The sequence below is a fragment of the Streptomyces sp. NPDC093801 genome (assembly GCF_040701585.1).
Lineage (GTDB): Bacteria > Actinomycetota > Actinomycetes > Streptomycetales > Streptomycetaceae > Streptomyces.
In genome coordinates this window covers 13,108-37,747 of sequence record NZ_JBFBDP010000043.1, presented here as the reverse complement: position 1 = coordinate 37,747, position 24,640 = coordinate 13,108, and the positions used below count along the sequence as shown (strand labels likewise).

General features: G+C 71.3%; 30 protein-coding genes and 2 pseudogenes. 7 read left to right on the top strand and 25 right to left on the bottom strand.

From position 1 onward, the window contains the following. The first annotated feature begins 75 nt into the window (after positions 1-75). From AB0469_RS35310 to AB0469_RS35300, 3 genes are all read left to right on the top strand, one after another. On the top strand, positions 76-1,032 hold the full coding sequence (locus AB0469_RS35310) for a hypothetical protein (RefSeq protein ID WP_366455611.1): 957 nt from the start codon (positions 76-78) through the stop codon (positions 1,030-1,032). Between the two features lie 319 nt (positions 1,033-1,351). Next, entirely contained in the window at positions 1,352-1,900 is a 549-nt protein-coding gene (locus tag AB0469_RS35305; protein ID WP_366455609.1) for a hypothetical protein, read from the top strand. After that, positions 1,897-2,895: a CopG family transcriptional regulator gene (locus tag AB0469_RS35300; protein WP_366455608.1), complete on the top strand. Its 999-nt coding sequence runs from the start codon at positions 1,897-1,899 to the stop codon at positions 2,893-2,895. Before AB0469_RS35305 ends, AB0469_RS35300 begins: the two co-directional genes overlap by 4 nt. A gap of 165 nt (positions 2,896-3,060) precedes the next feature. Here the strand turns inward: AB0469_RS35300 and AB0469_RS35295 are convergent, their stop codons facing one another. Continuing rightward, entirely contained in the window at positions 3,061-4,110 is a 1,050-nt protein-coding gene (locus AB0469_RS35295; protein WP_366455607.1) for a hypothetical protein, read from the bottom strand. Between the two features lie 54 nt (positions 4,111-4,164). Further along, positions 4,165-4,572: a hypothetical protein gene (locus AB0469_RS35290; protein WP_366455606.1), complete on the bottom strand. Its 408-nt coding sequence runs from the start codon at positions 4,570-4,572 to the stop codon at positions 4,165-4,167. Positions 4,573-4,912: 340 nt separating this feature from the next. Here AB0469_RS35290 and AB0469_RS35285 point away from each other — a divergent pair, with 340 nt between their 5' ends. Beyond that, positions 4,913-5,134, top strand: coding sequence for a hypothetical protein (locus tag AB0469_RS35285; RefSeq protein WP_366455605.1), 222 nt, complete (start codon positions 4,913-4,915; stop codon positions 5,132-5,134). Continuing rightward, entirely contained in the window at positions 5,134-5,388 is a 255-nt protein-coding gene (locus AB0469_RS35280) for a hypothetical protein (RefSeq protein ID WP_366455604.1), read from the top strand. Before AB0469_RS35285 ends, AB0469_RS35280 begins: the two co-directional genes overlap by 1 nt. A 27-nt stretch (positions 5,389-5,415) precedes the next feature. On the opposite strand, the gene AB0469_RS35275 is transcribed toward AB0469_RS35280, so the two are convergent. After that, a complete protein-coding gene (locus AB0469_RS35275) occupies positions 5,416-8,043 on the bottom strand; it encodes a helix-turn-helix domain-containing protein (protein WP_366455603.1) in 2,628 nt (875 codons plus the stop codon). 118 nt (positions 8,044-8,161) lie between these two features. Between AB0469_RS35275 and AB0469_RS35270 the strand changes: the two genes are divergently transcribed. Beyond that, positions 8,162-8,359, top strand: coding sequence for a hypothetical protein (locus AB0469_RS35270; RefSeq protein ID WP_366455602.1), 198 nt, complete (start codon positions 8,162-8,164; stop codon positions 8,357-8,359). A 159-nt stretch (positions 8,360-8,518) separates the two neighbouring features. Here AB0469_RS35270 and AB0469_RS35265 read toward each other — a convergent pair whose 3' ends face one another. From AB0469_RS35265 to AB0469_RS35185, 17 genes and pseudogenes are all read right to left on the bottom strand, one after another. Further along, on the bottom strand, positions 8,519-8,938 hold the full coding sequence (locus tag AB0469_RS35265; RefSeq protein ID WP_366455601.1) for an NUDIX hydrolase: 420 nt from the start codon (positions 8,936-8,938) through the stop codon (positions 8,519-8,521). A 235-nt stretch (positions 8,939-9,173) separates the two neighbouring features. Beyond that, a complete protein-coding gene (locus tag AB0469_RS35260) occupies positions 9,174-9,839 on the bottom strand; it encodes a hypothetical protein (protein WP_366455599.1) in 666 nt (221 codons plus the stop codon). Positions 9,840-9,955: 116 nt separating this feature from the next. Further along, positions 9,956-10,273: a hypothetical protein gene (locus tag AB0469_RS35255; RefSeq protein WP_366455598.1), complete on the bottom strand. Its 318-nt coding sequence runs from the start codon at positions 10,271-10,273 to the stop codon at positions 9,956-9,958. After that, complete coding sequence (locus tag AB0469_RS35250) at positions 10,270-10,776, bottom strand: hypothetical protein (protein ID WP_366455597.1); 507 nt, start codon at positions 10,774-10,776, stop codon at positions 10,270-10,272. Before AB0469_RS35250 ends, AB0469_RS35255 begins: the two co-directional genes overlap by 4 nt. A gap of 97 nt (positions 10,777-10,873) precedes the next feature. Beyond that, positions 10,874-11,110, bottom strand: a complete 237-nt coding sequence (locus AB0469_RS35245; protein ID WP_366455596.1) for a hypothetical protein — start codon at positions 11,108-11,110, stop codon at positions 10,874-10,876. A gap of 125 nt (positions 11,111-11,235) precedes the next feature. Beyond that, on the bottom strand, positions 11,236-11,415 hold the full coding sequence (locus AB0469_RS35240; protein ID WP_366455595.1) for a hypothetical protein: 180 nt from the start codon (positions 11,413-11,415) through the stop codon (positions 11,236-11,238). A 19-nt stretch (positions 11,416-11,434) separates the two neighbouring features. Continuing rightward, positions 11,435-11,851, bottom strand: a complete 417-nt coding sequence (locus AB0469_RS35235) for a Pycsar system effector family protein (RefSeq protein ID WP_366455594.1) — start codon at positions 11,849-11,851, stop codon at positions 11,435-11,437. 131 nt (positions 11,852-11,982) lie between these two features. Next, entirely contained in the window at positions 11,983-14,322 is a 2,340-nt protein-coding gene (locus AB0469_RS35230) for a hypothetical protein (RefSeq protein WP_366455593.1), read from the bottom strand. Positions 14,323-14,442: 120 nt separating this feature from the next. Further along, positions 14,443-14,823, bottom strand: coding sequence for a hypothetical protein (locus AB0469_RS35225; protein WP_366455592.1), 381 nt, complete (start codon positions 14,821-14,823; stop codon positions 14,443-14,445). Between the two features lie 21 nt (positions 14,824-14,844). Beyond that, on the bottom strand, positions 14,845-16,557 hold the full coding sequence (locus AB0469_RS35220; RefSeq protein WP_366455591.1) for a hypothetical protein: 1,713 nt from the start codon (positions 16,555-16,557) through the stop codon (positions 14,845-14,847). Between the two features lie 105 nt (positions 16,558-16,662). Then, on the bottom strand, positions 16,663-17,220 hold the full coding sequence (locus tag AB0469_RS35215; RefSeq protein WP_366455590.1) for a GIY-YIG nuclease family protein: 558 nt from the start codon (positions 17,218-17,220) through the stop codon (positions 16,663-16,665). Positions 17,221-17,365: 145 nt separating this feature from the next. Then, positions 17,366-17,722, bottom strand: a complete 357-nt coding sequence (locus AB0469_RS35210; protein WP_366455589.1) for a hypothetical protein — start codon at positions 17,720-17,722, stop codon at positions 17,366-17,368. Positions 17,723-17,785: 63 nt separating this feature from the next. Beyond that, entirely contained in the window at positions 17,786-17,998 is a 213-nt protein-coding gene (locus AB0469_RS35205) for a hypothetical protein (protein ID WP_366455588.1), read from the bottom strand. Position 17,999: 1 nt separating this feature from the next. Continuing rightward, complete coding sequence (locus AB0469_RS35200; protein WP_366455586.1) at positions 18,000-18,515, bottom strand: hypothetical protein; 516 nt, start codon at positions 18,513-18,515, stop codon at positions 18,000-18,002. A 305-nt stretch (positions 18,516-18,820) separates the two neighbouring features. Further along, on the bottom strand, positions 18,821-21,394 hold the full coding sequence (locus AB0469_RS35195) for a hypothetical protein (RefSeq protein ID WP_366455585.1): 2,574 nt from the start codon (positions 21,392-21,394) through the stop codon (positions 18,821-18,823). Between the two features lie 147 nt (positions 21,395-21,541). Then, entirely contained in the window at positions 21,542-21,919 is a 378-nt protein-coding gene (locus AB0469_RS35190; RefSeq protein ID WP_366455584.1) for a hypothetical protein, read from the bottom strand. Between the two features lie 119 nt (positions 21,920-22,038). Next, positions 22,039-22,137: pseudogene (locus AB0469_RS35185) on the bottom strand (DUF5999 family protein); the annotation flags it as partial. Positions 22,138-22,245: 108 nt separating this feature from the next. Between AB0469_RS35185 and AB0469_RS35180 the strand changes: the two are divergent. Further along, entirely contained in the window at positions 22,246-22,971 is a 726-nt protein-coding gene (locus AB0469_RS35180; RefSeq protein WP_366455583.1) for a nucleotidyltransferase domain-containing protein, read from the top strand. Positions 22,972-23,143: 172 nt separating this feature from the next. Here AB0469_RS35180 and AB0469_RS35175 read toward each other — a convergent pair. From AB0469_RS35175 to AB0469_RS35155, 5 genes and pseudogenes are all read right to left on the bottom strand, one after another. Then, a pseudogene (locus tag AB0469_RS35175) lies at positions 23,144-23,308 on the bottom strand (DUF5999 family protein); the annotation flags it as partial. Positions 23,309-23,448: 140 nt separating this feature from the next. Next, positions 23,449-23,625: a hypothetical protein gene (locus AB0469_RS35170; protein ID WP_366455581.1), complete on the bottom strand. Its 177-nt coding sequence runs from the start codon at positions 23,623-23,625 to the stop codon at positions 23,449-23,451. Positions 23,626-23,700: 75 nt separating this feature from the next. Next, complete coding sequence (locus tag AB0469_RS35165; RefSeq protein WP_366455580.1) at positions 23,701-23,976, bottom strand: WhiB family transcriptional regulator; 276 nt, start codon at positions 23,974-23,976, stop codon at positions 23,701-23,703. 5 nt (positions 23,977-23,981) lie between these two features. Further along, a complete protein-coding gene (locus AB0469_RS35160; protein WP_366455578.1) occupies positions 23,982-24,203 on the bottom strand; it encodes a hypothetical protein in 222 nt (73 codons plus the stop codon). Between the two features lie 139 nt (positions 24,204-24,342). After that, a complete protein-coding gene (locus AB0469_RS35155; RefSeq protein WP_366455577.1) occupies positions 24,343-24,564 on the bottom strand; it encodes a hypothetical protein in 222 nt (73 codons plus the stop codon). Positions 24,565-24,640: the final 76 nt, after the last annotated feature.

Here is a 24,640-nt window from a genome sequence, read left to right as displayed (position 1 = left end):
CGGCGTGCCTGTTCGAATAAATTGCAGAGGGATCCGGTGGGCGCCGGCTCCCCGATCCTGCATCTACGCTGCCCCGTGGACGTGGACCCGGTGGTGTACCGGCTGCTCCTCGGCCTGGTGGCGGACGTGACCCCGGTGGTCCAGGCGGTCCCGCCGTCGGTCCTGGTGGCGGACGTGTCGGGGAGCATCCGGTTCTTCGACCGGGACCCGGCCGAGCTCGGGCTGATGATCAGGGCCCGGGCGATGGCCCTGTACGGGCTGCCCGTGGTGATCGGGGTCGGGCCGACGTGGTCGGTGGCCGCGATGGCCTCCCGCGATGCCGAGCGCTGCGGCCTGGTCGCCGTCGGGTCCACGCCGGAGCAGGTGGCCGCGTTCCTGCACCACCGGCCGGTCGGGGAGCTCTACGGCATCGGGCGCGCCCAGGAGCAGCGCCTGGTCCAGTTCGGGGTGCACACGATCGGTCTGCTGGCGCAGCTGCCGGAGGCGACCGTGCAGCGAGTCCTCGGTGGGCGCGCGGGGCGGCAGCTGCGCGAGGTGGCCCGCGGCATCGACCGCCGGGTGGTGGTGCCCACGGAGCTTGCGCACAGCACGGCCGCGCAGCGGCGGTTCGCCCTCGACACCCTCTCCCCCGAGGCCGTGCATGCCGCGCTGCTGTCGCTGGCGGTGGAGCTCGGGGACCGGCTGCGGACCCGGCGGCAGGCGGCGAGGACGATCACGTTGACCGTCACCCTGGCCGACCGCTCCCAGGTCCACCGCAGCCGTCAGCTGCCCGGCAGCCCGAGCGCGCACACCGAGGACCTCCGCGACACCGCGTACGAGATGTACCGGGCGTTGGGCTTCCAGCGGGCGAGGGTGCGCGGCATCGCGCTTCGCTGTGAGCAGCTGGTCGACGCGGCTGCGGTGGCCGAGCAGCTGTCCTTCGACCAGGGCCGGGAGCGGCGGCTGCGGGCGGAGAGGGCTATCGACCTGCTCAACGCCCGGTTCGGTTCCGGCACGGTGGGGCCGGCGGCCAGCTACCGGCAGGCCGGCTGACGCTCCGGCTGGGGGTAGGGGCCTGCTCTGATCAGGGGTCGCGCGGAGAGCTCTGTAGGTCACCACTGCGGCAGTGTTTCTGGGCGCGCGGGGGTTCACCGTGTCGGAGAGCCCGTCTCTCGCGGAGCTGTTCAAGGCGGCCCGAGGGCTACTGCGCTGGTCGGCGTGGTGACGGCGATGGCTGGCCGTCGAGGATCTTGATTCGGCCACTGCGGGCGAAGTTCCGACGCGCGGCGGGAAGTGGCCGATACCGTCCGGTTTGCGGCTGACGGGCGTCGCGGGCGGGAAGGCTTCCGCTGCTGGCGAGGAAGGGGGACGGGTGGCCGAGCTTCACGAGGAGATAGCCCAGGAGGTCGCGGGCAGGCAGGCCGAGATCACCGCGGCGCTGCGGGTTTTGGACGGCCTGGAGGAGGACGATCCCGCGTACGAGGCCGCCTTCGCGCGGCTGGTGAGGGCTGGGTCGGAGCTGATCGAGTACGAGGCGGAGGTGCCGGCCAGGCTGGAGGAGCCGCGGCGCAGGGCGAGCGCGAAGGCGTTCTTCTGGTCTCTGGGTGCACATGCGGCGGAGGGTGTGCTGCTGGGGTCGGCGGCGCTGCTGGGGTGGATCGGCTGGGGGTGGGCTGTTCTGTCCGCCTTGCAGCTCGTCCTGGTCGTGGTGCTCGCGGTCTCCGGGAGGAAGACGCAGGCCGGCAAGCACGAGGACCTGCGGATGGGCGCCGGCATCTTGGCTGTGGTGACCGTGTTGGTTCCTCTCCTCGTGTTCGGCGTGCTGCCTGGCTGGCTGTGGCTCCTGCCCGCGCTGGGGTGGATCGCGGTCTTCGGGTTCGCCCTGGAACTGAGCGAGGCTGCGAAGAAGGCGAGTGCATGAGCGACTACTTCACCGAGGACCACGGTCCGCGTATTGAGGCGCTCAAGCGCAGCCACGCAGACTTCGAGCGAAAGACCGACTTCGTCCTGTCCGACGTCCAGTCGAAGCTGGCCGACCTTGAGCGGAGCGTCGAGGAACATCGCTGGAGCACCATCCGGCGCTTCGAGGTCCTTGAGGGCGATCTGCAAGAGGCGAAGGAGGAAGCCGAGTCCCGTTCGGACGGGCTGGAGGAGTCAATTTCCGCAGCGGACGCGGGCACGGAGCGGGTCGCCAGGCGGGTGGCTGCTCTGGAGCGGCAGCTGCGGCAGGCCGAGGGCGCTGTCGTCGCCGACCTGGACTCCGATCGCGGCGGCAAGCTCCGCGGCCTCGGTCTCGCCGTCGAGGAGGGCCTGGCCGCGGAGGAGGAACTGCTCTCCCCGCATAAGCGCGCCGGCGTTCAGTCCAGGATCTCTCACCTTGAGCAGGCCCGTGAGGCCCTGGCCGGGCATCGGGCCACGGTTCGGCAGGCCGCTGAGGTGCTGGCCTCCACTGCGGCCGGCGACCCGCGCCGCGCTCAGGCCGAGAAGGAGTTCACTTCAGCGGCCACGGCGGCACACGAGACCCAGCAACGGGTCGCCCACCTCGTCCGGGCTGCGCAGGGCGCCCGGGCGCAGCTGGCGGCGGACGACGCTCTGCGCGCGAGGGCGGCAGGAGTCATCGAGGCGGGACAGAGAGCGCACACCCAGCTGCGGGTCCGGCTGCGCAGCCGATTGTCTGACGCTCTGAGCGGGAGCGAGCTGCTGCCGGTGTGGTTCGCCACGGCGCTTGGGCCGATGGCACCCTCCCGCAGGGCGGAGGAGTGGCTGGAGACCGCTCTGGATGTGCTGGCCTATCGGGTGACCTACCAAGTCACCGATGCCGTGCTCGCGCTCGGCAGCACTCCTGATGGGAGCAACGCTCCGCGCCGGACCGCCCGGTTCAGGGAGCTGGAGCGGGAGCTGCGCGACTGGGGGTAGCCGTAGGGACGTCTCTTTCGCCGAGGCCGCGGTCCGCACAGGGGCCGCGACCTCGGCGTTTGTCGACTCGACGGTCACCTCGGCTGTTCACGGTGTACCTCGCCCTGTCCTCGTGGGTGAGGTTGACGGGCGCCGGCGCCTCCGTCTCGATGGCCGGGGCTCGGTTCAGTGCCCGGCGTGGGGACGCTTGGTGCCCTTGCGTGCGTCGCGCAGGGCGGCGAGGAGCTCTTCGGGATCGGGCCGCAGCCCGCTGCCCAGGTAGCGGATCCCCTCGCCCTCGGGCGGGGTACCGGTGTCCTTGCCGATGGGGTGCCGACGGCTGGTCGAGGTCCGCCATCCGTAGCGGGAGTCCCACACCGCGGCGGCCGGCTGGTCGGTGTCGAGCAGCACGGCGGCGGCCACGGCGCCTCCGTCGAGCTGCCGCATCTCCACCTGGGCCTGCTGGGCGATGCCGGCCGCGGCCAGGACGTCGGCGGTGTGCTGCAGGTAGGGCTGATCATCGCGGGCGCGGAGCTCCCGCTCGGCGAAAGCGACGGCGGCGCGGTGGGTGATGGCGGGGTAGCCGAGCTGGAGAGCGGCGTCCTTCAGGTCGAGGCCGGGCTGCTCCCGGACGAGGTCGGCGATGCGCCGGCCGCGCAAGGTGGCCAGGCCGGACTGCGCGGTGGGGAACTTGGTGATGCCGAGGGTGTCGGAGACGGTCTCGACGGTGACGGCGGGGTCGGCGTCCAGAAGCTCGGCGATCCGCGGCAGGATCTCGTCGCGGGGGATCATGTCGCCGCTGCCCTCGCGTCGGCCGCCGCCGGCGCCGCGGCCCGGCCGGCTGTCCTTGTAGGCCCTGATCACCCGGCGGGGCCAGTGTTCGGTGCCCTTGGGGCCGGCGGGCACGAGGACGACTGCGGCGGCCAGGTCCGGGTCCTTCTTGTAGGTGTTCCAGGTCACGGGGGCGATGCCGAGCAGTTCGGCGGCCTCGTGGCGGTCCAGGAGGTCCTCGTCGTCGTCGACCTGGGGCAGCTCGGGGATTGGCTCGCCGGCGTAGTAGGCCGCGGTCTGCTCCGCGTCCCAGAGCTGGTTGCGGGCGTCGGGCGAGCTGATCGGTGCCGGGTGGCCTTCTGCGGCGTAGGGCTTCTGGTTGCGGATCGTGGTGAGCTTCTTGCCGAGGGCGTCGGCCAGGTCGGACATGGTCTGGACGTGCTGCAGGCGTCCGGCGCGGATCACGTGCTTCTCCTTCGTCACGGTGCGGGGCGCGCGAGGCGCCCCGCCGGTGTGGTGTCAGTCGGTCGAGGGGTCGGGCAGGCAGTTCGGGTTGCACGGCTTGAAGGCCTTGGCACCGCATCCGTCGCAGGGGCGGGCGGCCGCCTCGATGAGCGGGTGGAGGTGGGCGAAGGCGCTGTCGGCGCCGGCGTGCGGGGTGAGGTGGCCGGCGGCGATGACGTACAGGGCGTGCGGCGGGTTGCTGGTGGTGCGCACCCGGATGCCGACGGTGTCGCCCGGGCCGGCTGCGAGGCCGGGGACGGTCAGGACGCCCGCGGCGGGGAGGACGGTGATGCTGGCCTCGGCCAGGAGCTCGGCGAGGCGGGCGAGTTCGGCATCGGCGGCCGCGGCGGTGGCCGGCCAGGCTGATGCGGCGTCCTCGGCCTGGGTCACGGTGTTGGCGGGGTGGGTGAGGGAGAAGGACACGGGGCCTCCAGGGTGTCGGTGTGTTCGGGAGCGCGGGCTGCCACCACCCGCAAACAAGACAACATTACCTAGTTTACATCACCGTTGGCAAGTGGAGTGCGTCCGCAACGCCGCGGCGTACGGATACACTCGGAGGTGAGATACGCCTCTCGGGTTTCCCGGAGTGTGTGTTTTCGGTTGGCCGGCGCCCTTGCCACCCGCCTCGGCGGAAGTGGGCGCCGGCCGCTTTCGTCTCCGCCGCGCCACAGGGCGAGCCTGCGCACCAGGTGCTGGGGTACCTCTTCGCCTTCCGGGTTCCGGTGAACCGCTCCTGCGCTAGCCTCGTTGCAGCATCTACGACTTGGAGGCCGCGATGCACCTCGTCTTCGACCCGGCCGAGCAGGAGGCCCTGCGGGCCGACGCGCGGGAGATGGCTGACAGCGACCCGCGGATCGCCTACGTCCTGGAGCGCCTGGCCGGCGAGGGAGTCAACCTGGACGGCATCATCTCGTGGGAGGACCTGCGCGAGAACCTCGGGCAGCCCCCGCTCGACGACTCGGCCCCGACCTCCCACGTCGCCTGATGGGGCGGCACGGCGGCCCGAGGCGCGCCTGCATCGTCTTCTACGACGTGGCGCAGGAGCAGATCGAGCGGATGACGGAGGCCGAGCGACTCCGGCTGGACCCCGCTCTGGTGACCATCTCCAGGAATCCCGAGATCGGCGTCCCGTCGAAGCACGGCTCGATCCGTGAGCACCGCGAGGACGGGGTTCGCATCGTGTACGTGCCGACCGCCTTGGGCACCTTGATCCTGGTCGCATACGTCGAGGCGGACTAACCGCACACCGCCCGCCACGCACCGCCGCTATTGCCATGGCGGCGTGGGAGTGCCGTCTGGGTCGAGGCCGTTGGGCCACCACTCTGCGAGAAACCGCCCCAGCACGTTGTAGTACTTCGTACCGCGGTCGGCAACCTGCCGGTAGAAGCTCTCAGCGCCCTCCCGGCCCCCAGCCACCTCCCGTCGCAAAGCCAGGCGGGCCAGGGCGCGGAATTCACCGTGGTCGGAGGCTTGCAGGGCGAAGCCCTCGGCGCCCTCGTGGTCACCTGCTTCTTCTTGTATCTCAGCCAGGCGGGCCAGGGCGCCGGGGTTGCCTCGGTCGGCGGCCTGCCGGTAGAGACTCTCGGCGCCCTCGTGGTCACCTGCTTCCTCCCGCATCTCGGCCAGGCGGGCCAGGGCGCCGGGGTCGCCGCGGTCGGACGCCTGCCGGGCGAAACTCTCGGCGCCCTCCCCATCCCCAACCTCCTCCCGCATCTCGGCCAGGCAGAGCAGGGGGTAGGAGTCGCCGCGATCGGCGGCCTGCCGGTAGAGACTCTCGGCGCCCTCCCGGTCCCCGGCCCTTTCCCGCAACTCGGCCAGGCAGACCAGGGCAAGGGGGTCGCCGCGATCGGCGGCGTGCCGGTAGAGGCTCTCGGCGCCTTCCCGGTCCCCGGCCCTCTGCCGCAACTCGGCCAGGCAGACCAAGGGGTAGGAGTCGCCGCGATCGGCGGCCTGCCGGGCGAAGCTCTCGGCGCCCTCCCGGTCCCCGGCCCTCTGCCGCAACTCGGCCAAGCGGGCCAGGGCGTAGGGGTTGCCGCGATCGGCGGCCTGCCGGTAGAGACTCTCGGCGCCCTCCCGGTCCCCGGCCCTTTCCCGCAACTCGGCCAAGCGGTCCTGGGCGTAGGCACTGCCGCGGCTGGCGTCCTGCCGGTAGAGACTCTCGGCGCCCTCCCCATCCCCAGCCCGTTCCCGCAACATGGCTAGTTGGGCCGGAGCGTAGGAGTCGCCGCGATCGGCGGCCTGCCGGTAGAGCCTCTGGGCGCCCTCTCCGTCCCCAGCCCGTTCCCGCAACATGGCCAGGCGGGCCAGGGCACCGGGGTCGCCGTGGTCGGCGGCCTGCCGGGCGAAACTCTCGGCGCCCTCCCGGTCCCCAGTCTCCTCCCGCATCTCGGCCAGGCGGGCCAGAGCGCCGGGGTCGCCGCAGTTGGCAGCGCGGTGTCGGAGGTGGTGGGCCCACTGCAGGCGGTGCCGGGTGTGGGCTGCCTCGGTGAGGTTGCTCAGGTCGTCGGGGCGGGTGAGGCGGGTGAGGGCGGCGTGCCAGAAGGAATCGGGCGGACACAGTGGTCTGCGGGTGGTGCGGCCGTGTTGTTCAAGGTAGTCGGCGAGCCGGAGCATCGGCCCCGCAGTTGCCGGGTGCGTGGTGTGGGCAGGTGGGGAAGGTGTGGGCGGTCGCTGCTGGGGACGGGTGGTGGTGCTGCGCAGGGGGGCTTGTTTGCCGTGGACCGGTTCGGCAAGTTCGGCGAAGGCCCGTTGGGACCAGTCCTCGGTGAGCTGGTCGTAGTCGGTGTCGGTGAGATAGTCGGCGGCTGCGTCGGTGAGGAATGCCTGCGCCAGGTGGAGGCCGACCCCGAGGCGGCGCGCGTCCATAGCCGCCTCCAGCAGGGCTCTGGCCGCGGGCGTCGCCCGTTCGTAGCGGTGGAGCAGTTCGGGAGCGCCGGCCAGGTCCTGGGCCACCCGCCCGCTGGCGCCGGCGCGGGTGAGGGCGTCGGTCAGCAGCTGATCGCCGTCCCGGGCGAGGGCTGCCGCAGTGGTCAGAGCCTGGGCATCGAACGCATCCGGGACGGTCAGCGTGCGACCGGACAGGAGTTCCCGCGCCCGGCTGTGCGGGTCCTGCCTGTCTGGGGAGGGCATGGCAGCGTACTGGGCGGCGTACTCGGGCCAGAGGGTGCCCAGCACCAGCACCGGACCACGCTCGTCTGAGGTGAGCAGGTCGTGGAGCGCGGCGGCAATGCGTTCGCCGGCCTCTCGATCGCCGAGGTAGTCCTGGGCTTCGTTCAGCCACACCACTGTCTGAGGAGCGACGCGGTGTAGATCGTCGAGGGCGGCCTCGGCGCGGGTCGGGGCGAAGGGATGCCACAGCCTCCACCCCATGTCCGCGAGCGGCTGCACAGCCTCCCAGCACGCCCGGGTCTTCCCCGTCGATGAACCGCCTACCAAAACCACCATGCGGCTGTGGCCGGCTGCAGCGCCCTGGACCGCTTCAGCCAGTACCAGGTCGTGTGCGCGCTTCACGTACCCCGGCAGCACGCGCACCTCGTTGCCGTAGACAAGGGTGCTGGGCCCGGCCGGATGGACTTCCAGCGCGTGCGGCTCGCATTCTGCGATGGGTCGTCCCGGTGTCGGCCGCTTCCCGCCCCCGTCTTCGGCCGCGTCACGCAGCAAAGCCAGTAACTCCCCGACAGGCAGCTTCAATGCGCGGGCCAGCGCCGCCACCGTCTTCGCCGAGGGCACCGGCTCGCCCGCCTGCAACGCCTCCCACACGGTCGTGCGACCCAGCCCCGACCGTGCACAAAGATCCTTCTTGTCCATCCGGCTGCGCGCCAGCGCGTCACTCAGCCTCGCGCGCAGCTCGACGAGTGCCGGATTGTCGCCGCTGCCGTTCCGTCCGTACTGCACCTGCTCGCCCCCGCAACGCCGTGTTCGCCGGTGTTCATCTTCCTCCGGCGAACCCCGGCGAACAGGGATTCCGCGACCTTCGACCACGACACCCCATCTCATCTACCGGGAGCCTGCCGTGACCGTCGCCGTCGCCCTCCTCACCATCGCACTCGTGATCGTCATCGCGCTGCTGGCCGCCACCGGCGCAGGCAAACTCGCGCGCATGGACGGCGCCACCTACCCAACCGCCCTCACCCGAGCTGCCACCGCCTTCGCCGCGGTCATCACCCTCGCCGCCGCGGTGGCCGGCGCCCTCGCCACCCTCCTCGCCTGAACCAGCCCGCCGGGCGCGCCCTCCCTGCCCCTCCGTATGGACACACCTGGCAGACATTTCTGGGCTCAGTGCGAGAGCAGGAAGCGGAGAACAGTCCGTTGCGGTACGACGAGCTGGAAGCCATGCTGGCGGCCTCCAACTCGACCATCTGGTGGTGCCTCAGGAGTTGGGCGTCAGGGCCGCGCTAATGATGTCGGCGTGGTCGAACGCCAGGTCCGGCAGATCCTTCGCGGGCCACCAGCGAGCAGTGCGGGCGTCGTCCCCGGCGGCGGCCGGCGTGCCGTCGGGGACGATGACCATGTACGCGAAGGTGACGTAGGTGCCGCGCGGGTCGCGGCCGACCTGGTCCCAGACGCCGATCTGGTGGAGGTTGCCGACGGCCACGTGGACACCGGTCTCCTCGGCGAGCTCGCGGGCGGCGGCCACGAACGGCGCTTCTCCGGCGCCCACACGACCTCCCGGGAGCGCCCAGGCGGCTTCGAAGGGCGGCCGGTCGCGCTCGATCAGCAGAACCTCGCCGCTGAGAGTCAGGGCGACGACGTCGGCGGTGTAGACGGGCTCGTTCTCGGTCTCGGACATGTTCGCCTTTCGGTTGAAGTGAGCGCGCGCCAGCCGGACCAGGCAGGCGGCAACGCCCGGACGGGAGACCTGCTTGCCTCCGGGCCGGGCGGCCGTCCGCGCGAGGTCGGGCGCTCGGGGTACAGGAACTACCGGGTACGGCCGAGGCCGGCCAGGAATCGGCGCAGCAAGGTGCGCCAGGTCCGCGGCACCCACGCCTCTGGGGCGCCCCACTGTGAATCTCCGGCCACGGCGATCACCTCTTCCCCAGATGGCCGGCGGTCTCCTGGACCATCCACACGGAGGAGGTCCGCTTCTGCCACGCCCGGTAGGCGTCGACGGCCCCCTGGTGGGTTCGCAGGTCGGCGTCCAGGTGCGGCCGCAGCTGGTCCGCGTCCAGGGTTCCGACACGGGCCAGGACGTAGGCCAGGCGCAGGACCGCCCGCCACCGCCACTTCAGGATCAGCGCGCCGCCGTACAGGCCCTCGCGCGTCGTACTCACCGCGGGCATGCCCACCTGCGCGCAGTGCTCGTAGCACTTGACGATGTCCGAGCTCGACATCATGTTCAACGCGGTCTGGAACTCCGGAGCCCCTGCCGCGGCGCCACGGCCCCGCAGCCACATGTGAGTGGCCTGGAACCCGGCCATGCGCATCGCCAGCAGGTCCGACAGGGGGATCTCGCCGTCGCCGAACGGTGAGAAGTCGAAGTCGACCCGGTCCCCGTCCTCCAGGCCGAGAACCGCGGTGTTGACGACGGAAGCCCCCGCGACCTTGAAGCCGACGGTGTGCCCGACGATCGCGTGCCCGGCCTCATGCACGGCCGTCAGCAGCCGGTTCAGCCTCGGCTCCAGCCCGACCGTCGCCGTGATCTCCTGGCATATCGCCCGGCGCTCCGCCTCCGTCATGCGCGGCTTCTCCATCGTGTTTCCCTCCCCGGGCCAGGGCCCGCCGTCCGGCTCCGGCGGGCCCTGTGGCCGCCGGCCACCCACCCAGTCGTCGCGTGCGGCGGGCAGCCCGCCCTCGTGTCCGGCGACGCTCACGGCGCCTCCAGTGCGGTGAGGGCCGTGCGGGCCCGCTCCAGGCGCAGGCCGGCGGAGTCCTGGATGTACCCGGCGGCCGTCTCGACGTTGTCCGCGGCGTCCTCGGCGTCCTGGTCGCCGAGCCTGGTACCGATGTCGGTGAGCAACTCGGCGACCATGCCGAGGACGCTGCCCTCGCGGTCGAGGTCGTCATACAGGGCCTGGAGGACGGCGGCCTGGTCCTCGTGGTCGGCGGTGTCGCCGAGCGCGTTCTCGCGCAGCGCGTGCAGGCCGAGACGGATGGCGGCGACGGCCGTCACGATGTCGGCGCTCACCGGTGGGACGCCTTCACGGTGGCGAGCAGCGCGGCCAGCGTCTCCCAGGAGTGGTGCCAGCTCTGGTCGAGGCAGTACCGGCCGTTCATGCCGAAGTCGGCGAGGTTGAAGAAGTTCTTCTTGCCGGTGGCCTCGGCGAGCCGCTGGAGGAGGCCCTGGGGCACCCTGCGGTCGGCGGCGAAGTGGGTTGCTCCCGAGACCGCGAGGGCGGCGGCCAGGGCGGCCGGGTGCAGGCGGATGCCGAGGACGCGGGTGCCGGCGACGAGGACCAGGCCCTGGGTGGCGGTGTACTGGATGACGTGGTGGAGGCAGGCGCGGCGGCCGTCGTCGGTTCCGACGGTGGTGACCGTGCCGTCCTCGTGCCTGTACGTCACCGGGTCGGCGTCGGTGGCGCCCTTGGCCTGGGAGTCGAAATCGGACTGGCCCCAGTGGTCCGCGTGATCCGCGGCGGCGCGCAGTAACGCGTAGGCGGCGGCGAAGGTGGCGGCGCGGTGGTTCATCATGAGTGTTCTCCTCGGTTCTGCTCTGGACGGGGAGCCCCGGGGGCGGCCGTACCTCTTGGCCGATGCTGCGGCCGCCCCTGGGACCTATGGCGCCGGCCTACTGGCCGGCGGTGTCGGTGTAGCGCTTGAGCTGCTGGCGGACGTGCTCGCGGGAGAAGTCGAGGTGCTCCGCGGTCGCGCCCTGGGTGAGGTTCTTCGCCTCGATCTCGGCCTTGACCGCGGCCCAGTAGGCGCGCCGGGCGGTCTCGATGGCCTGGTCCCGGGCCTCGGCGGCCTTGTCGAGGCGGGCCTTGGCGGCAGTGGCCTCGGGGGTGTCGGGTCTGGTGGGGGTCATGGTGATCAGCTCCGTGACGGTTGAGGGACGATGTAACTGCCCCCTGCTCCGGTTGAGAGCGGGTTGGGCTGGCCCGGGGCGGGCGGCGCTTGGTTGGTAGCCGGTGGTGCCGCCCGCCCCGGGAGTCAGAGCGTCTTGGGCTTGGGCTTGCAGGCGTGCGCGAGGGCGACGTCGAGGATGGGTCCGATACGGTCGGGGTAGTCGGTGATCTTCATCGAGAGCCCGCACTTGCGGCACTTGAACGTCGCGGTCTTCATCGGGGTGGTCAGGCGGGAGAGCGCCTGGCGGATCATTTCGGCGAGCATGCGGTTCTCCTTCGGTCGGTCAGACAGCGAGGGTGATGATCCCGGCGAGGACCAGCAGGGCGACGGCACCGGCGGTGATGTCGATGGCGAGCCGGAGCGCGCGGAACTTGCGGGCGGCGATGCGGGAGAGGATCACGATCCGCTCGGCACTGCGGTCGGACGCGATGTCGGCGGCGGCCTGCTCGGGCGTGCAGGTCGCCCAGTGGAGGTAGGAGCCGCTGACGTCGCCGCCGAGGCGGGGGCGGACGATCAGCAGGACCAGGAGCATCGCGGCGGCCAAGGCGGCCGCGCCGATGCCGGCGGCGACGGTGGCGGCACCCGGGAGGTCGTGGCCGGGGACGAGGGCGATCAGGACGGCGAGGGGGAGGCTGAGGACGGTCAGGAGCGCGGACGCCTTGGTGTGGAGGTCGTGGACGGTGCGGCGGTGCGCGGCCAAGCCGGCGGCCCCGCCCTGGCGAGCCCGGCGGAGGCGACAGTGAGCAGGCGGGCGGCCGCGCCACCGAGGAGAGGGTGGCTCTGACGGTGACCCACCAAGTAGTGGCCCATGGTGGGGAGCGCGCCGTTCGGTCAGGCGGTCTGGCCGCCAGTGCTCTCCGGCCGAGGGCCCAGGGCCACCTTGGATGCCTTGCCTTCCTTGATCCGGTGGATCTCGCCTTTCTTCTCCAGTTTGTTCAGGACGTTCGCGAAGGTCGACTCCACGACCCCGCAGGCGGCCTGGAGCTGGCCCCGCTCCACGTAGTCGATGTCGTCGGGGTCGATGTCGTCGCCCTCGTCGAGCATGTCGACGTACATGGGGTCGGACTCGTCGCGGAGGGCGGCCAGGACCTTCTCCTCGGACGTGAGCTCCCGAGTCTTGGGGAGGTCGACGCCGGGGAAGCTGGTGCCCGCCTCCCCGGTTTCCACGCCTTCCTCGTCGCCTTCGCCCTTCTCCTCGAAGCCGGGGATGGGGGTCCTGGCGCGCTCCTCCATCTCGGCCTCGTCGCCCCACCACGGAACGTCAAGGGGCGCCGCGATCTCGTCGGGCCGGATGTGCGGGGTGGCGTCTTCGAGGGTGTCGAAGCGCATCATGCCGGCACGCCCGCCCGGAGCCGCGATGTAGCCCAGGCCGAAGGTGCGGCGAGGGTCGTTGTCCTCGACCGTGGGGTCGTACACCAGCGCGTCGTCGTCTTCCACCCACACGGCGGGGATCAGGGAGGGGTCCAGGCCCTGAAAGCCGTCGGGGAGGTCGCCCAGGTTGACCTGGTCGGAGTCGGTGCGCAGGATCACCCACGTCCCGCCGGCCAGGAGGTTGGCGCGGATGGCCTGTTCCCCGCCGATCTGGTCCAGGTTCACGGTCTGGTTCGCCAAGACCCAGGGCATCCCCAGGTTGCGGCCCAGGGAGGCGCCGTCCTTGACGATCTTCACGCACTCCTTGCGGTTCTGCACTCCCGGTCCCAGCATCTGCGCGGCCTCGTCCAGGATGGTGGCGCAGTACGGCCGGAGCGTGGAGGGCTCGAAGTTCTTCAGCTCAAGCCGCGCGGACTCCTCGATCCGGTGTTGCATGACCCACCAGGACAGGCGCATGGCTCCCAGTGCGCCGTACCGGGTCAGGCCGGAGTAGGCGGCCATCTTCGGGATCGCGGGGTTGGACGCGCCCTTCGGGTCGGCGTACAGCTGGGCCATGCCGTTGGCGTGGTAGGCCAGGCCGATGAGCTGGAGGCCGCCACCCTTGCCCGAGCCGGTGGTCCCTGCGACGACGATGTGGAGCGCGCCCAGCTTCGGGTCGAAGACCTGGATCCTCGCGGGGAAGCCGGAGACGATCTTCCCCATGTTGACCCAGCCGCCCGGTGTCGCCTTCAGGGAGTTCAGGCCCTGGAATGCGTGGCCGGCCTCCAGCGGGTTGTGGTCCATCACGCGGATGATCGCGCGCCTGGGGTCACGCCGTCCCGGCTCGTAGGAGACCAGATCGATGGAACGGCGCAGCGCCCCAGCCAGCTCCGCGACGTTGACGACACGGGGGAGCGCGTCCAGGTCGTCGTCGGCCACGACCCGCGCCACCTGGCCGCCGGTGTTCTCGTCCATGCCGACCTCCTCCAGGTGGGTCTTCGGCAGCACCCGCGCCCGCACCCGCTTCCACGCGCCCTGGAGCGTGGAGGGATCCAGCTCCGGCCGCTGGGTGTACCAGACGGTGATGAACGCTTCCCCGGAGTGGGCGCCGTACTTGAGGTCGATGTGATCTACAGAGCGGCCGAAGAGGCTGCTCACGGACTCCTTGGAGACGTTCACGGAGTCGCCCAGGGCGGCGGTGATCCGTCCCTGCCAGCGGTCCGCGTAGATCGTGACGTCGGAGAGGACCTGGTTGCGGTGGCGTCCCGCCTTCGGGTCGCTGATCACCCGGCCCCACGCCGCAATCATCTTGTCCGCCAGGGACACCGGCGCAGGGTCGCCCGCGTTGCCCGGGCCGGCCTGCGCCGGGGTCTGCTCGACCGTGATCCTCTGCCGTCCGAAGATCCTGCGCAGGCGCCAGCCGGTGAAGCCGACCGCCGCCCACCAGCCCAGCGACAGGATCCCGGGCAGCGTGGTCGGCTCCAAGAAGCCCGCCATCAGCGCATCCGACGTCGCGACTCCGCCCAGCTGGCCCACAGCCAGACCCATACCGGTGGTGATCGCGGAGATCCCCATGGTGTCGCGGTGCGCCCGCGCGATGTCGATGCCGGGCAGGTGGTCGGCCCAGCGGCCCAGCCGGTTCATGTAATTGGCGCCGGCGAACGTCGCCCCGGCCAGGAAGCCGGCCCCCACGTAGGCCGCCGCGTTCGCATCCAGGTAGGGGGCCAGGATGCCCACCCCGACGGGGAGGGCGATCTGGAGCGCGGCGGCGGCCCGCTCGGCCGGCTCCGCCTTCGGCACGGTCTTGGTGATGGTGGACATCGGGGACGACTCCTGTCTGGATCCTGGATCGGTCAGCAACAGGCGCGGCCGGCCCGCGGGGTGCAATCCCCGGGGCCGGCCGCGCCGGTGGTGGGTGGTGCCGGATGATGCTGGGTGCTGTTACTCCTGCTCGAACCAGTCGCGCGACACCTTGTCCAGGTCCGTCACGTCGGAGCGGTCGAAATGTTCTTGGAATCCCGCGTGGGTGGTGCGGGCCTGGTCGGCGGCCGCCTTCGCGGCCTTCGCGGTGTCGGCCGTCTTCGCCGCGTAGGCCATCGCGCCCTCCGACACTCCGCGGATGGCGTTCACCAGGTCCTGGCACTCCGCCAGCGAGTCGCGGTCCACGCTCTTGGCCCCCAGCGCGTCCGCGTCGGAGGCCGTGTCCTGGGCCAGGTGCTGGATGGTGGCCGCGGCCTTCTTCACGCCCTCCGCGTTGCGGGCCAGGGACTTCTCCTTCGCCTCGGTCTTTCGCAGGAGGGCCTTGTACGTCAGCTCCGCCATGATCGGATCTCCCGTCCGGGTCTACGCGGCGGGCGCGTAGGAGCCCTTGTCGCTGTAGAACCGGAGCTCGGCCGGTTTCGTCTCGTCGCTGTCCACCACGGCCTTGTACAGCGGCGCGTAGCGGGTCCCGATGTTGGTCAGGACGACCTTGCACATCTCCGCCGCCCGCTTCGCGCGCTTGTGGAGTTCGGCGGCCTCCGCCGCCTGGGCCTTCGCCGCGTCGGCCAGCTTCGTCAGCTTCGCGGCCAGCTTCTCCCCGCCCGCGACGGCCTTCGCCTGCTCGGCCAGGTCCTGGCAGTCCTTCGCCTCGTCCTCCGCGGCAGCCTGGAGAGCCTTGCAGGCATCGGCCACCTTGATCAGGTGGTCCTCCTTGGCCTCCAACTTCCTCTCGTACTGCTTGAAGTTCCGCAGCTCCTTGCGGCTGATCGACCCACGGGCACCGTCCGTGCCCAGGGTCAGCGTGTTCGCGTCGATCTCCTTGACCAGGAGGGGCTTCACGTCCGTGCTCACTCCGTCGTCTCCTTCATCCGGCGGGGCGATGACGAGCGTCTGGCCGCTGGGCCCGGTGACCGTCGTCCCCTTCGGGTTGCCCTGCTTCGGGTCGTCCTTCTTCGGGTCCTGCCGCTGCGCCTTGTGGTCAGCGTGTGCCTTGTCCAGCCGGGCGTGCTCCTTGCCGTTCTCCTCCTTCTTGTCCTGGTAGCCGTCCTTCGCGCCCTTCGCGTACGCCTTCACGTGGTCGACCGCGTTGCGGACCGCGGAGCCGTCGCCGTGACCGACCTCCCGCGAACGCTGGAGCGGGTTCCGGTTGTCGGTCCCCTTCGGGCTGTGGCCGGCAGCGCCGTTCTTGCCGGAGCCGCCGCTCGAACCGGAGCCGCCGCCGCTCCCGGAGGAACCACGCGCGCCAGATCCGCCGCTGCTCCCGGAGCCGCCGTTCTTGCCGGAGCCGCCGCTGCTCCCGGAGGAGCCGCCCGAGCCCTGGCCGCTGCCGCCGCCCTTCTTCAGATCGACCTTCGCGCCCTTGCCCTTGTCGGCCGTGTCCTTCGAGCTGCCGGAATTACCGCCGGACGAGCCACCGGACGAGCCGCCCGACGTCGATCCGCCGCCACTTCCGGAGGCTCCGGCCTTTCCGTCCTTGCCAGCTTTTCCGTCAGCTCCCGCGTTTCCAGAGGAGCCGTCCTTCCCCTTACCCCCTGAATCCTTCGCACCCTTGGGGCTGGTGTCCTTAGGCGAACCGCTGCCACCGTTTCCGCTAGCACCGCTCCCGCCGCCTCCGGTGGCGCCGCCGCTTCCGCCACGTCCGGTACCTGTGGAGCCGCTCCCGGTGGAATTGCGGCCCCCTCCACCGGCCCCTCCGGAGCTGTTTCGGGTGGGAAGTCCAGGCGACTTCATGACCGTGGTGGTCCGGGTCTCTTTCACCTGGTGCGCGCTGGCCCTGGCTTTCTCCAGATCCAGCCGCTTGTTCGCTGTCCCGCCGCCCTTCGCCCAGCGGGTCGCGCCCGCCCGGATCAGCGTTTTGAACACACCTTCCTTGTGCCGGGCACCGGCGGCGTCGGATCCGGCCCCGGTCAGGTCCTCGGGGGCCTTGAACGACTCGCTGGTGACGCCAGGGGAGGAGCGGTCCACCACTCCGTCGGAGTGCGCCTTCGCGGCCGGGTCGTCACCGTCCGGCCTGGCCCCGGCGCCGGTCGCGGTGACCGGTCGGGCGGGCTCCACCGCAGCCATCAGAGCGGCCATGATGCCGGTGCCTGCTGCGGGTGCCAGCGCGGTGCTGGCGGCTGGCGCAGTGGGCGGCTCGGGAGGGCCCGCGGGGACCGGGGGCGCCGTATCGGTCGACATCTCTTACTCCCCCTTGTCGTGTACCACCAGCGACCACTGCCGCTTCGAATTGCTGACTAACCCTGCGCTCTTGAGCTCGGACAGCTTCACGGCCAGATGGGGCGCGGAAACGCCTGTTTCCGTGGCCACCTCATTCACCGTCATCGGGGCGTCGCTGGCCTCCAGAGCGGCCAGGATCTTCTCCTTAACCGTGGGTTTTGACGGGGATCGCTTCTGACTTTCCCGAAGTTCTTCCAGCCCTTCCGGGGAAGGGAATAGCCCGCCGTCCCGGAGGGCCTTAACCGCGTCGGTGACCATATGGATGGGGTTCGCCTCCCCGAAGTCGAACCACTCCCCGATCCCTCGAAATCGCTTCAGGTGCTCGTGGATCAGTCCCTCCAGGAGGCGCCCGCCCTCGATGGTCGCCAGGATCTGGAGGGGGTTCGGGTTGCCCGTCTGCAGCTCCACCAGGCGGTGGCGCGCGTTGCCCGCAGAGCCGATCTTTACCCGTCGGTCGGCCGCAGATCCGACCACGTAGACCACGCCGTGCGCGTTGCTCCGGCCGGTCCTGTCATGCCTCATGCGCTCCCTCAATCATTACTTAGAGTGGTTACTCCTTACTTGCTTCCCGAACCGAAAGGCGCCCAGGGCGACCCCAGGGGCGTCTTTTCGCTGTTCAGGCGATCGGGAGTAGGTAAGGAGTAACCACTTCGACTACTTTGCGTGACTATGCGTCGGCCTTCTTGCCCTTGCGCGCGAACACCGCGATGGCCAGGGCGCCGCCAGCGACGAGACCCAGCAGGGCGGGGGAGTTGATCCCTCCGTCCCCCGTGTTACCGGCGGCCTGGGCGCTGCCCGCGGCCTGCATGCCGGACGTGTCGGTCGTCTCGTACTGCTGCTTGCAGTCCGCCACGACGGCGCTCCTGGGGGGCGATCCGTACCCCTTGTCGATCTGGCCGAGGGAGTCCTTCACGCACTTGTCGACGGCCGCCTGGATCTTCTCGGCGGAGGCGGTCGCGGCCTTCTTGTCGCTGCTCGCCTGTTCGTTCCGGATCTTCATTTCCTCCAGCTCCAGCTTCTTCATCTGGATCTGGAGGGCGGCGGCCTCCTTCTCGTCCTTCGCGACGGCCGCCGAATGGACCTGGAATCAGATGGTTCCGCCGCCGATGACCGCCACTCCGGCCACCGCGATGGCGACCTTTCCCCGGCGGGTCAGACCGGCCTTCTTGTGCACAACCAGGGCACCGTACGGCCCTTCATCGGCGTACGGGGAAGCGTCCGGAGTGCCGTTTCCAAAGGTCATTCCGGCCTCCATTCCGGCTTGAATTCCTTCGAATGCCCTCTCTTCGTCCGGTGTCATTTCAATCTCCGTTCTTACGCGCCATGTCAGAGGCCGCCGAGATGGTGGCCTCCACACCCCGGAAGGTGTTGTGGGAAAGGTCGTTCCATTCCCAGAAGCGCATGTTCACGCCCTGGCGGGCCAACTGGGCCTGGAGGTAATTCACGGCCTTTCCCCGGTCGATCGTGGTGACGTGCCCGGTGGATTCCAGAAAGGTCTGGGCACCCCTGATGCACATACGTCCGGTGGGGGAGAAATCGAAGGACTGGCACCATCCGTAGCGGGTGAGGACTTCGATCACCTGGACCAGGTGGAACGAGGGCTTCAAGGGGCGCGGCTCCTGCCAGAGCCCCAGGTCAGCCATCGCGGACCGGACTCCCTTGGGGATCAGTCGCTGGCCCCAGGTCGGGGGGTCGGGCGCCCAGGTCTCCAGGGCCGGCGGGATCACCGCGGGGGGTGCCAGCGCGGGCGCCAGCGGGGTCGTCGTACGGGGGAAGCGCCCGGACTTCGGGTCGGGCCCGGTCGTCGTGGGTGCCATGCTGTACTCCTTCCTTGCGTGAGCAGACAAGGCGAGGCCCCCCGCTGATCACGCTCCAGCAGGGGGCCTTCGTGCGCCGGAACCGCGTCGCGGATCTCCAACTGCTCGGGGCGGCCCGAGCTCGGTGCAGGGAAACGGATGCGGTCTGGCGCGGGGGGTGGGTGGTGCTCGGTTGTGCCTGGCCCGCTGTGTCCGCGCTCGGGGCGCGGTGCGGGCGAGCGGCCTGCCGGCCCCGGTCCGCGCTCGGTGGGCGAGCGCGGACCGGGGACGACTATGAGCGGCAGGGCGTTGTGCGGGCGGTCCGGTCAGCGGACCGTGTGCTGCTTGAGGGCGACGGCGATCTGCCCGGCGCGGTCCGTGGCGATGGAGCCGCCCTCGGTCCGGACCGCCTTGGCGATGTTGGCCCGGTTCAGCGGCTCCTTCGCGGTCCGGAGCCGGTCCAGCGCGGTCCGCTCCAGGTCCGTGAGCCTGATGACCGTGAGGTCCGGACCGCCATCCCCGTCACGGTCCAGACCGCAGGCGCCTTCCGGGGCTTCCCGGTCGGCCGGTCCGGTGCGGTCCGGCTCCTGCGGTCCAGGGGCGACGTCGTCGGTCCGGACCGTCACCCCCCTACTGGCCGCCGGGCCCTGGGCGGCGGGCACGATCCGGGACCCACGGTCCGGACCGGGCCCGGTCCGCAGGTCAGCACTCTGCGGTCCGGCCGGACCGGCCTCCAGGGCCAGCGCCGGTCCGCCGGTCCGGTCCGTGGCCCCGGCGGTCCGGACCGGACCGTGGGCCGCGTTCCGGTCGCCCGGACCGGACCGGACCGGATACCCGCCGTGCTGGACCGGGCGGACCGGAACCAGGCTGTCCAGCGGTCCGGACCGGTCCGCGCGGGTCAGGGTGAGCACGGTCGGGATGGCTGCCGGTCCGTGGTCGTCGGCCGCGAGGCGGGGGACGACGACCCGGTGCAGGGCCAGACCGGTCCGGACCGCCTTGCGGTCCGCAAGCTCCGCGCCCGCTGCGGTCCAGGCCCGGTCCAGCGTGGTCAGGCGCGGGTCGGTGATCGCCAGCGACCAGGCGGTGAAGGAATGGACCGGGTAGCGCATCCAGCGGACCGCCCCGATGGAGGGGCGAGCCTTGGCGACCTTGCCGTCCTCACGGAGCTTGCGGCGGTGGATCAGCGAGGCGTACAACTCCCACAGCACCATCCCCACGATGCTCATGGCGGCGAACGCCACCGCCTTCGGGGTGAAGTGCCAGTAGGTGATCTGCTCCGTCCAGATCTCCTTCTTCGCGTCCCAGACCCGGCTGCCGGGCACCGGCTGCCCGGAGGCGTGCCAGAAGTTCATGGCCGCCGCCCCGAGGGCGAAGATCCATGTGCTGACGCGGTAGAGGGTTCCAGCGTCGCCGCCCTGGCGGGCCTGGTGGTACATCCAGCCCACAAACGCAGTGCTGAGTTCCCAGGCGGCCGCGAACAGGACCGTGAAGGGGACGACCCAGCCGAGGATGTCCTCGGCAAAGCCGGCCTGGCCCGTCCACGCCACGGCCATCGGCGCGGTGATCGGACCGACCACCATCAGCCGCTCCGCGTTGACCTTCACGAACTCCTTCACTCGGTCGGCCACCGCCGGCTTCCCACTGCGGGCCGCGGCCCGCAGCTCCCGGGACTTGGCCCTCCGGGCATCCTTCGCGTCCCGCCGCTCCCCTTTCGCCTGGAGCTTGAGGCGCTTACGCTCCAGCGCCCGCTCGGTACGGTCCATGGCACGCGCCATCCGCGCCCCGGCCTCCGCGACCAAGTCGTCGGCGGCCTTCAGCGTGACCTCCGCGTCCGCTTCCCGCAGCCGGGCCTGCGCCAGCGCCTGCTCAGCTTCCTCGAGCTGCGCGTCCCGCTTGGTGCGGGCGGCGGCCAGGATGCGGTCGGCCTCCTCGCGGGCGGTACGGGTCAGACGCTCGGCGTCCTCGGCCGCCGTCGCCCGCAGCCGGCCGATGTCCTCCTTGGCCAGCGTCCGCGTACGCGCCGCATCCGCACGGGACGCCTCCCGCTCACGGGTCGCGTCCTCACGCAGCTCGGCAGCCGCCTTCTCCGCCCCGGCCTTCACCTGCGCGGCCTGGACGCCCGCGCTCTCGCGCAGCAGGTCGGCCTCGCCCCGCGCCCGCTGAAGGAGCTGCTCGGCGTCGGTGACGGCACGGGTGCGGGTCTCCGACGCGGTGCGCTCCGCCGCCGCGAGCAGCTCGGCCCGCGCGGTCTCCGCGTCGGCGAGGGCCTTCGCCGCGGCCTGCGCGGCCTCGGTCCGCAGCTGCTGCGCCTGCGCGGCCGCCGTGACCGCGACCTCTTCGGCCTGGCGGCGCGCGTCGACGAGCAGCTGCTCGACAGCCACGCGGGCGTCGGCGAGGACCTGGTCGGCCTCGCCGGTCGCCTTCACCACGACGGTGTCGGCCTCCGCGCGGGCGTCGGCAAGCAGCTGCTCGGCCGTCGCTTCGGCGTCGGTACGGACCTGGTCGGCGTCGGCGGCCGCGGTGCTCGCGGCCTCCGTGCGGACCCGGTCGGCGTCGGCCTGGGCGGCGGCCAGGAGGCGGGACTGCTCGCTCGCGGCGGTCTCGGTGATCGAGGCCGCCTCCGAGCGGGCGCCGTCCAGCAGCTCGGCGGCGCGGGCCTCGCCGTCGGTGAGGATGCGGACGACATCGGCAGCGGCCTGGTCCCGGAGGTCGGCGGCACGGTCGGCGGCGTCGGCCAGTACCGGGTCGGCCTCCGGGAAGACCAGCGGCACCGTCTCCTGGGGGGCGTCGGCCTGGGCGGGGATCGAGGCCGTCGCGGCGGGCGCCTTGGCGCGGCCGCCGCTGCGGGGCTTGGCGGCCGGGGCGGGCTTCCGCCTGCGCCGTGCGGTGGTGTTGGCCACGGGGGAATGTCCTCTCTTACGTACCGGCGCCTCGTGCAAGAGGGCACCGCGGATCGGCGTCGGTCGGTAGGGTCGTGACCAGGCCCTCCGGGGCCCCGGCAGCTTCAATGCCGGGGACTCGGAGGGCCGTCTGCATGGGGCAGGTGGTCAGGGGCGGGCGGGCAGCGCGCTGCTGTCCTTCCCGAGGTGCTGGCGCAGCCAGGCGACGGCGGCCGGGGTCATCGCCCCGGTGTCCGGCTCGCTCAGCGGCGCGGTGTCGATGTCGTGCATCGCGTCGGCCGGCGGAAGCGGCCGCATGTAGTCGGGGTCGATCCCGGCGCGGGCCCGGTCGCCGCTCAGCTCCGTCAGGTCGTAGAAGACCTTGTGGGTGTCGGCGTGGGTCCAGGACCGCTCCACCTGGCCGACCAACGTGTGGCCGGGCAGACCGAGCCAGAACCGTTCGACGTCTCGGAAGAGGACCAGGTCCCCCTTGATGTAGCGGGTCTTCGGTCGTACGACGGGCTGCGTCTGCGGCTGCTGTGCCATGGGCTCTCCTCGTATCGCGTGCACCGGCGTGGGGCCGGGCGTCCGGGCTGTCCGGCTCTCAGTCACCGCCCGACCCGGCCGCCGGAGTTCGGCGCCGGGTCGGGCGGATCAGGCAGCCGTCAGACCGTGGCGAGGGGCCGGTGCGGGGCGATGATCTGGCCGTCGGGCAGCAGCTCCCCGGTGTCCTCGAAGATCACCAAGGCGTTGCAGAGCAGGCTCCTTCTCTGCACTTCACTCGATCGAGGTTCGCTGGGGATCTGAACGACAGGGGAGCGTTCGGCTCGGCCCCTGGCATGCGTTTCTCGCAGATGGCACGATGAACGCCCATGGATGATCAAGGAACTCTGACTGCTCAGGCTCTGCGGTTGGTGACGACCCGTTTCCCAGATGCCCTGGGGGCCGTGCTGGGGGGATCGGCTGCCCAGGGGCGCGCCACTGAGACCAGCGACTTGGACGTTGCAGTCCTCCTGCCGGACTCGGATATCAGCCGCCGCGAGGTAGTCCGCCATGAGGGCCGACTGGCCGAGCTGTTCCTGAACACCGTTGCGGACATACCGGAATTCTTCGAGTGGGACAGAGCTCGCCGCCGCGGCACGGTCCTGTTCATCTATGACCAGGGCCTGCCGTTGTTGGACCCGCGCGGCGATCTCTCCCGTGTGCGTGAACAGGCCCGGGCGGTCCTCGCGGCTGGTCCGCCGCCGCTCACGTCGGCGGAGTGGGAACGAGGCCGCTACGGCCTGACCTGCTTCATGGACGACCTGGTCGACACTCCGCCCGCCAACCGGTACGAACAGCTTTCCCTCGCCGACTTCACCCTGCGCGAGGCGGCACATCTGCTCACTGCCCACCACGGCGCCTGGACGGGCATCGGCAAGTGGTTGCCTCGCAGGCTGCTGAGCGCGGACCCGGTACGGGGAAAGGCGCTGCTCGACGGCCATCAAGCCTTGGCGGAACAAGCCGATCCCGCTCCGCTGGCGACTGCGGTTGAGGGGGTACTCAATCTGATCGGCGGACCGCTGAGAGAAGGCTATGCGCATCGCTGGCGCACCTGACCTGCCCTTTCCTTGTCTGCACTCACTTGATCGAGGTTCGTTGTAAGTCACTGGGTCCCTTCGGGGCTGGGGCGTGAGATGCCGAGATCGGTGGTGGGTCTCTTGGTGAGGCGGGCTGCCTCGGCCTGTTTGGCGCGGAGGAAGGTCAGAGTCGAGACGACCTCAAGAAGGTGCAGTTAACAGACCAGCCCTGTTCCGGATGGGCGGCCACGACCCGCGCGGCCTCCCGGTCCGTGCTGTCGGCCGTCGGGCAGGCCGGGGTGTGCGTGCAGAGCGAGTCCGGCAGCCGGCTGGTGCCGGTGGCCGTCGCGGTGTCGGGCGGGGTGGTGGTACGCATGGGCTCTCCTGCGGGGACGGGGCCCGAGACTCTCCCGGGCTGGAGGCGTGCGGAAGGCTGGCCGCCCGTCTGGCGGGCGACCGGCCTGGTCGAATCGCTGGGTGCGGGAGGGAAACTGCGTTTCCCTCCCGCCGGGCGGGTCAGCCTCGCGGCCGGCGCTGCTGGGCGAGGTAGGCGTCCTGGAGCCGGGCGAACGACTCGAACAGCCGCTGGCCGTCCGTGCAGCGACGGGCCTGCGTACAGGTCCGGCACTGCGCGGCATGTGTCCGGTACTCGGCAGCCGCCTTCATGTACCGCTGGTACAGCCCGTCAGCCATGGGCCCGGCGACCAAAGTCGTGCTGCTCCTCGGTGCGGCGGCGCCATTCCTCCAGGCGCTGCCTCTCCTCTTCGCTCATGCCACCGCCCTTGCCCGGTTCTTCGCGGCCCGGGCTCGGTTGCGGGTGGCGCGGCGCTTCATCGCCCGCCGCTCGTCCTCGGACAGCCCACCCCACACGCCGTGGTCCTGACCGGACTCCAGCGACCACTGCAGGCACTGCTCCATGACCGGGCAGCGGCGGCAGATGGCCTTGGCCTCCTCGATCTGCAGGAGCGCCGGGCCGGTGTTGCCGAGGGGGAAGAACAACTCGGGCTCCTCGTCGCGGCAGACCGCGTAGTGACGCCAGTCCATGCCGGTCACCGCCCCTGTCCGACGAAGGTCATCTCGGCGAGCTTGCGGCGGGCCGTGCGGCCGGCGCGGGCCGCGCGACGGTCGCCGTCGGCGGTGAGGTGGCGGACGAGCTGGTGGAACGCGGTGAGGTCCTCGGGCTCGAAGCCCCTCTTGTTGTCCTCGCGCTCGATGTCGTCGATGATCCCGGCGTCCGGCCGGGGCACCGCACGTGTCATGCTGAGCTGCATCAGGTCCTCCCATTCAGGTCCTGGACAGCCCCGGGGGCGCAATCCCCGGGGCTGTCGTCATTTCGGCTGCCCGTACGAGCAGCCATGGCCGTCGTCACCCCGACTGCCGGGTGACGACGACCATGGCCAGCCGTGTGGCTCAGCGCCGCTCGATCTCTGCCTGCACCTGCGGGGCCTCCGCAGCCGGCCACGACCGGATCAGCTGCTCCAGCCTGGCCCTGTCACCACGGGCGGCCAGGGCCATGATCTGATCCGCTCGCTGCTGCACGAGCGACCCGCCGATCTGCTTGCTGATGTGCGCAGCCGCTTGGCGGACCAGACCGTTGAAGACGTTGTCGACCTGCTTGTCCCACGCGTTCATTTCGACTCCTTGATCGATTCGGGCTGTTCGTACGAGCAGCCCACGGCCCCGGCCGCCCCCGGTGGATGCGGGCGGC

Coding starts and splice junctions, on each gene's coding strand:
- AB0469_RS35155 (WP_366455577.1), bottom strand. CDS start 24,564: ATGAACGCGTGGGACAAGCAGGTCGACAACGTCTTCAACGGTCTGGTC.
- AB0469_RS35180 (WP_366455583.1), top strand. CDS start 22,246: ATGGATGATCAAGGAACTCTGACTGCTCAGGCTCTGCGGTTGGTGACG.
- AB0469_RS35190 (WP_366455584.1), bottom strand. CDS start 21,919: ATGGCACAGCAGCCGCAGACGCAGCCCGTCGTACGACCGAAGACCCGC.
- AB0469_RS35230 (WP_366455593.1), bottom strand. CDS start 14,322: ATGTCCACCATCACCAAGACCGTGCCGAAGGCGGAGCCGGCCGAGCGG.
- AB0469_RS35210 (WP_366455589.1), bottom strand. CDS start 17,722: ATGAAGAAGCTGGAGCTGGAGGAAATGAAGATCCGGAACGAACAGGCG.
- AB0469_RS35280 (WP_366455604.1), top strand. CDS start 5,134: ATGGGGCGGCACGGCGGCCCGAGGCGCGCCTGCATCGTCTTCTACGAC.
- AB0469_RS35225 (WP_366455592.1), bottom strand. CDS start 14,823: ATGGCGGAGCTGACGTACAAGGCCCTCCTGCGAAAGACCGAGGCGAAG.
- AB0469_RS35245 (WP_366455596.1), bottom strand. CDS start 11,110: ATGACCCCCACCAGACCCGACACCCCCGAGGCCACTGCCGCCAAGGCC.
- AB0469_RS35250 (WP_366455597.1), bottom strand. CDS start 10,776: ATGATGAACCACCGCGCCGCCACCTTCGCCGCCGCCTACGCGTTACTG.
- AB0469_RS35170 (WP_366455581.1), bottom strand. CDS start 23,625: ATGGCTGACGGGCTGTACCAGCGGTACATGAAGGCGGCTGCCGAGTAC.
- AB0469_RS35215 (WP_366455590.1), bottom strand. CDS start 17,220: ATGAGGCATGACAGGACCGGCCGGAGCAACGCGCACGGCGTGGTCTAC.
- AB0469_RS35240 (WP_366455595.1), bottom strand. CDS start 11,415: ATGCTCGCCGAAATGATCCGCCAGGCGCTCTCCCGCCTGACCACCCCG.
- AB0469_RS35220 (WP_366455591.1), bottom strand. CDS start 16,557: ATGGCCGCTCTGATGGCTGCGGTGGAGCCCGCCCGACCGGTCACCGCG.
- AB0469_RS35165 (WP_366455580.1), bottom strand. CDS start 23,976: ATGGACTGGCGTCACTACGCGGTCTGCCGCGACGAGGAGCCCGAGTTG.
- AB0469_RS35265 (WP_366455601.1), bottom strand. CDS start 8,938: ATGTCCGAGACCGAGAACGAGCCCGTCTACACCGCCGACGTCGTCGCC.
- AB0469_RS35200 (WP_366455586.1), bottom strand. CDS start 18,515: ATGGCACCCACGACGACCGGGCCCGACCCGAAGTCCGGGCGCTTCCCC.
- AB0469_RS35205 (WP_366455588.1), bottom strand. CDS start 17,998: ATGACACCGGACGAAGAGAGGGCATTCGAAGGAATTCAAGCCGGAATG.
- AB0469_RS35300 (WP_366455608.1), top strand. CDS start 1,897: ATGAGCGACTACTTCACCGAGGACCACGGTCCGCGTATTGAGGCGCTC.
- AB0469_RS35160 (WP_366455578.1), bottom strand. CDS start 24,203: ATGCAGCTCAGCATGACACGTGCGGTGCCCCGGCCGGACGCCGGGATC.
- AB0469_RS35260 (WP_366455599.1), bottom strand. CDS start 9,839: ATGGAGAAGCCGCGCATGACGGAGGCGGAGCGCCGGGCGATATGCCAG.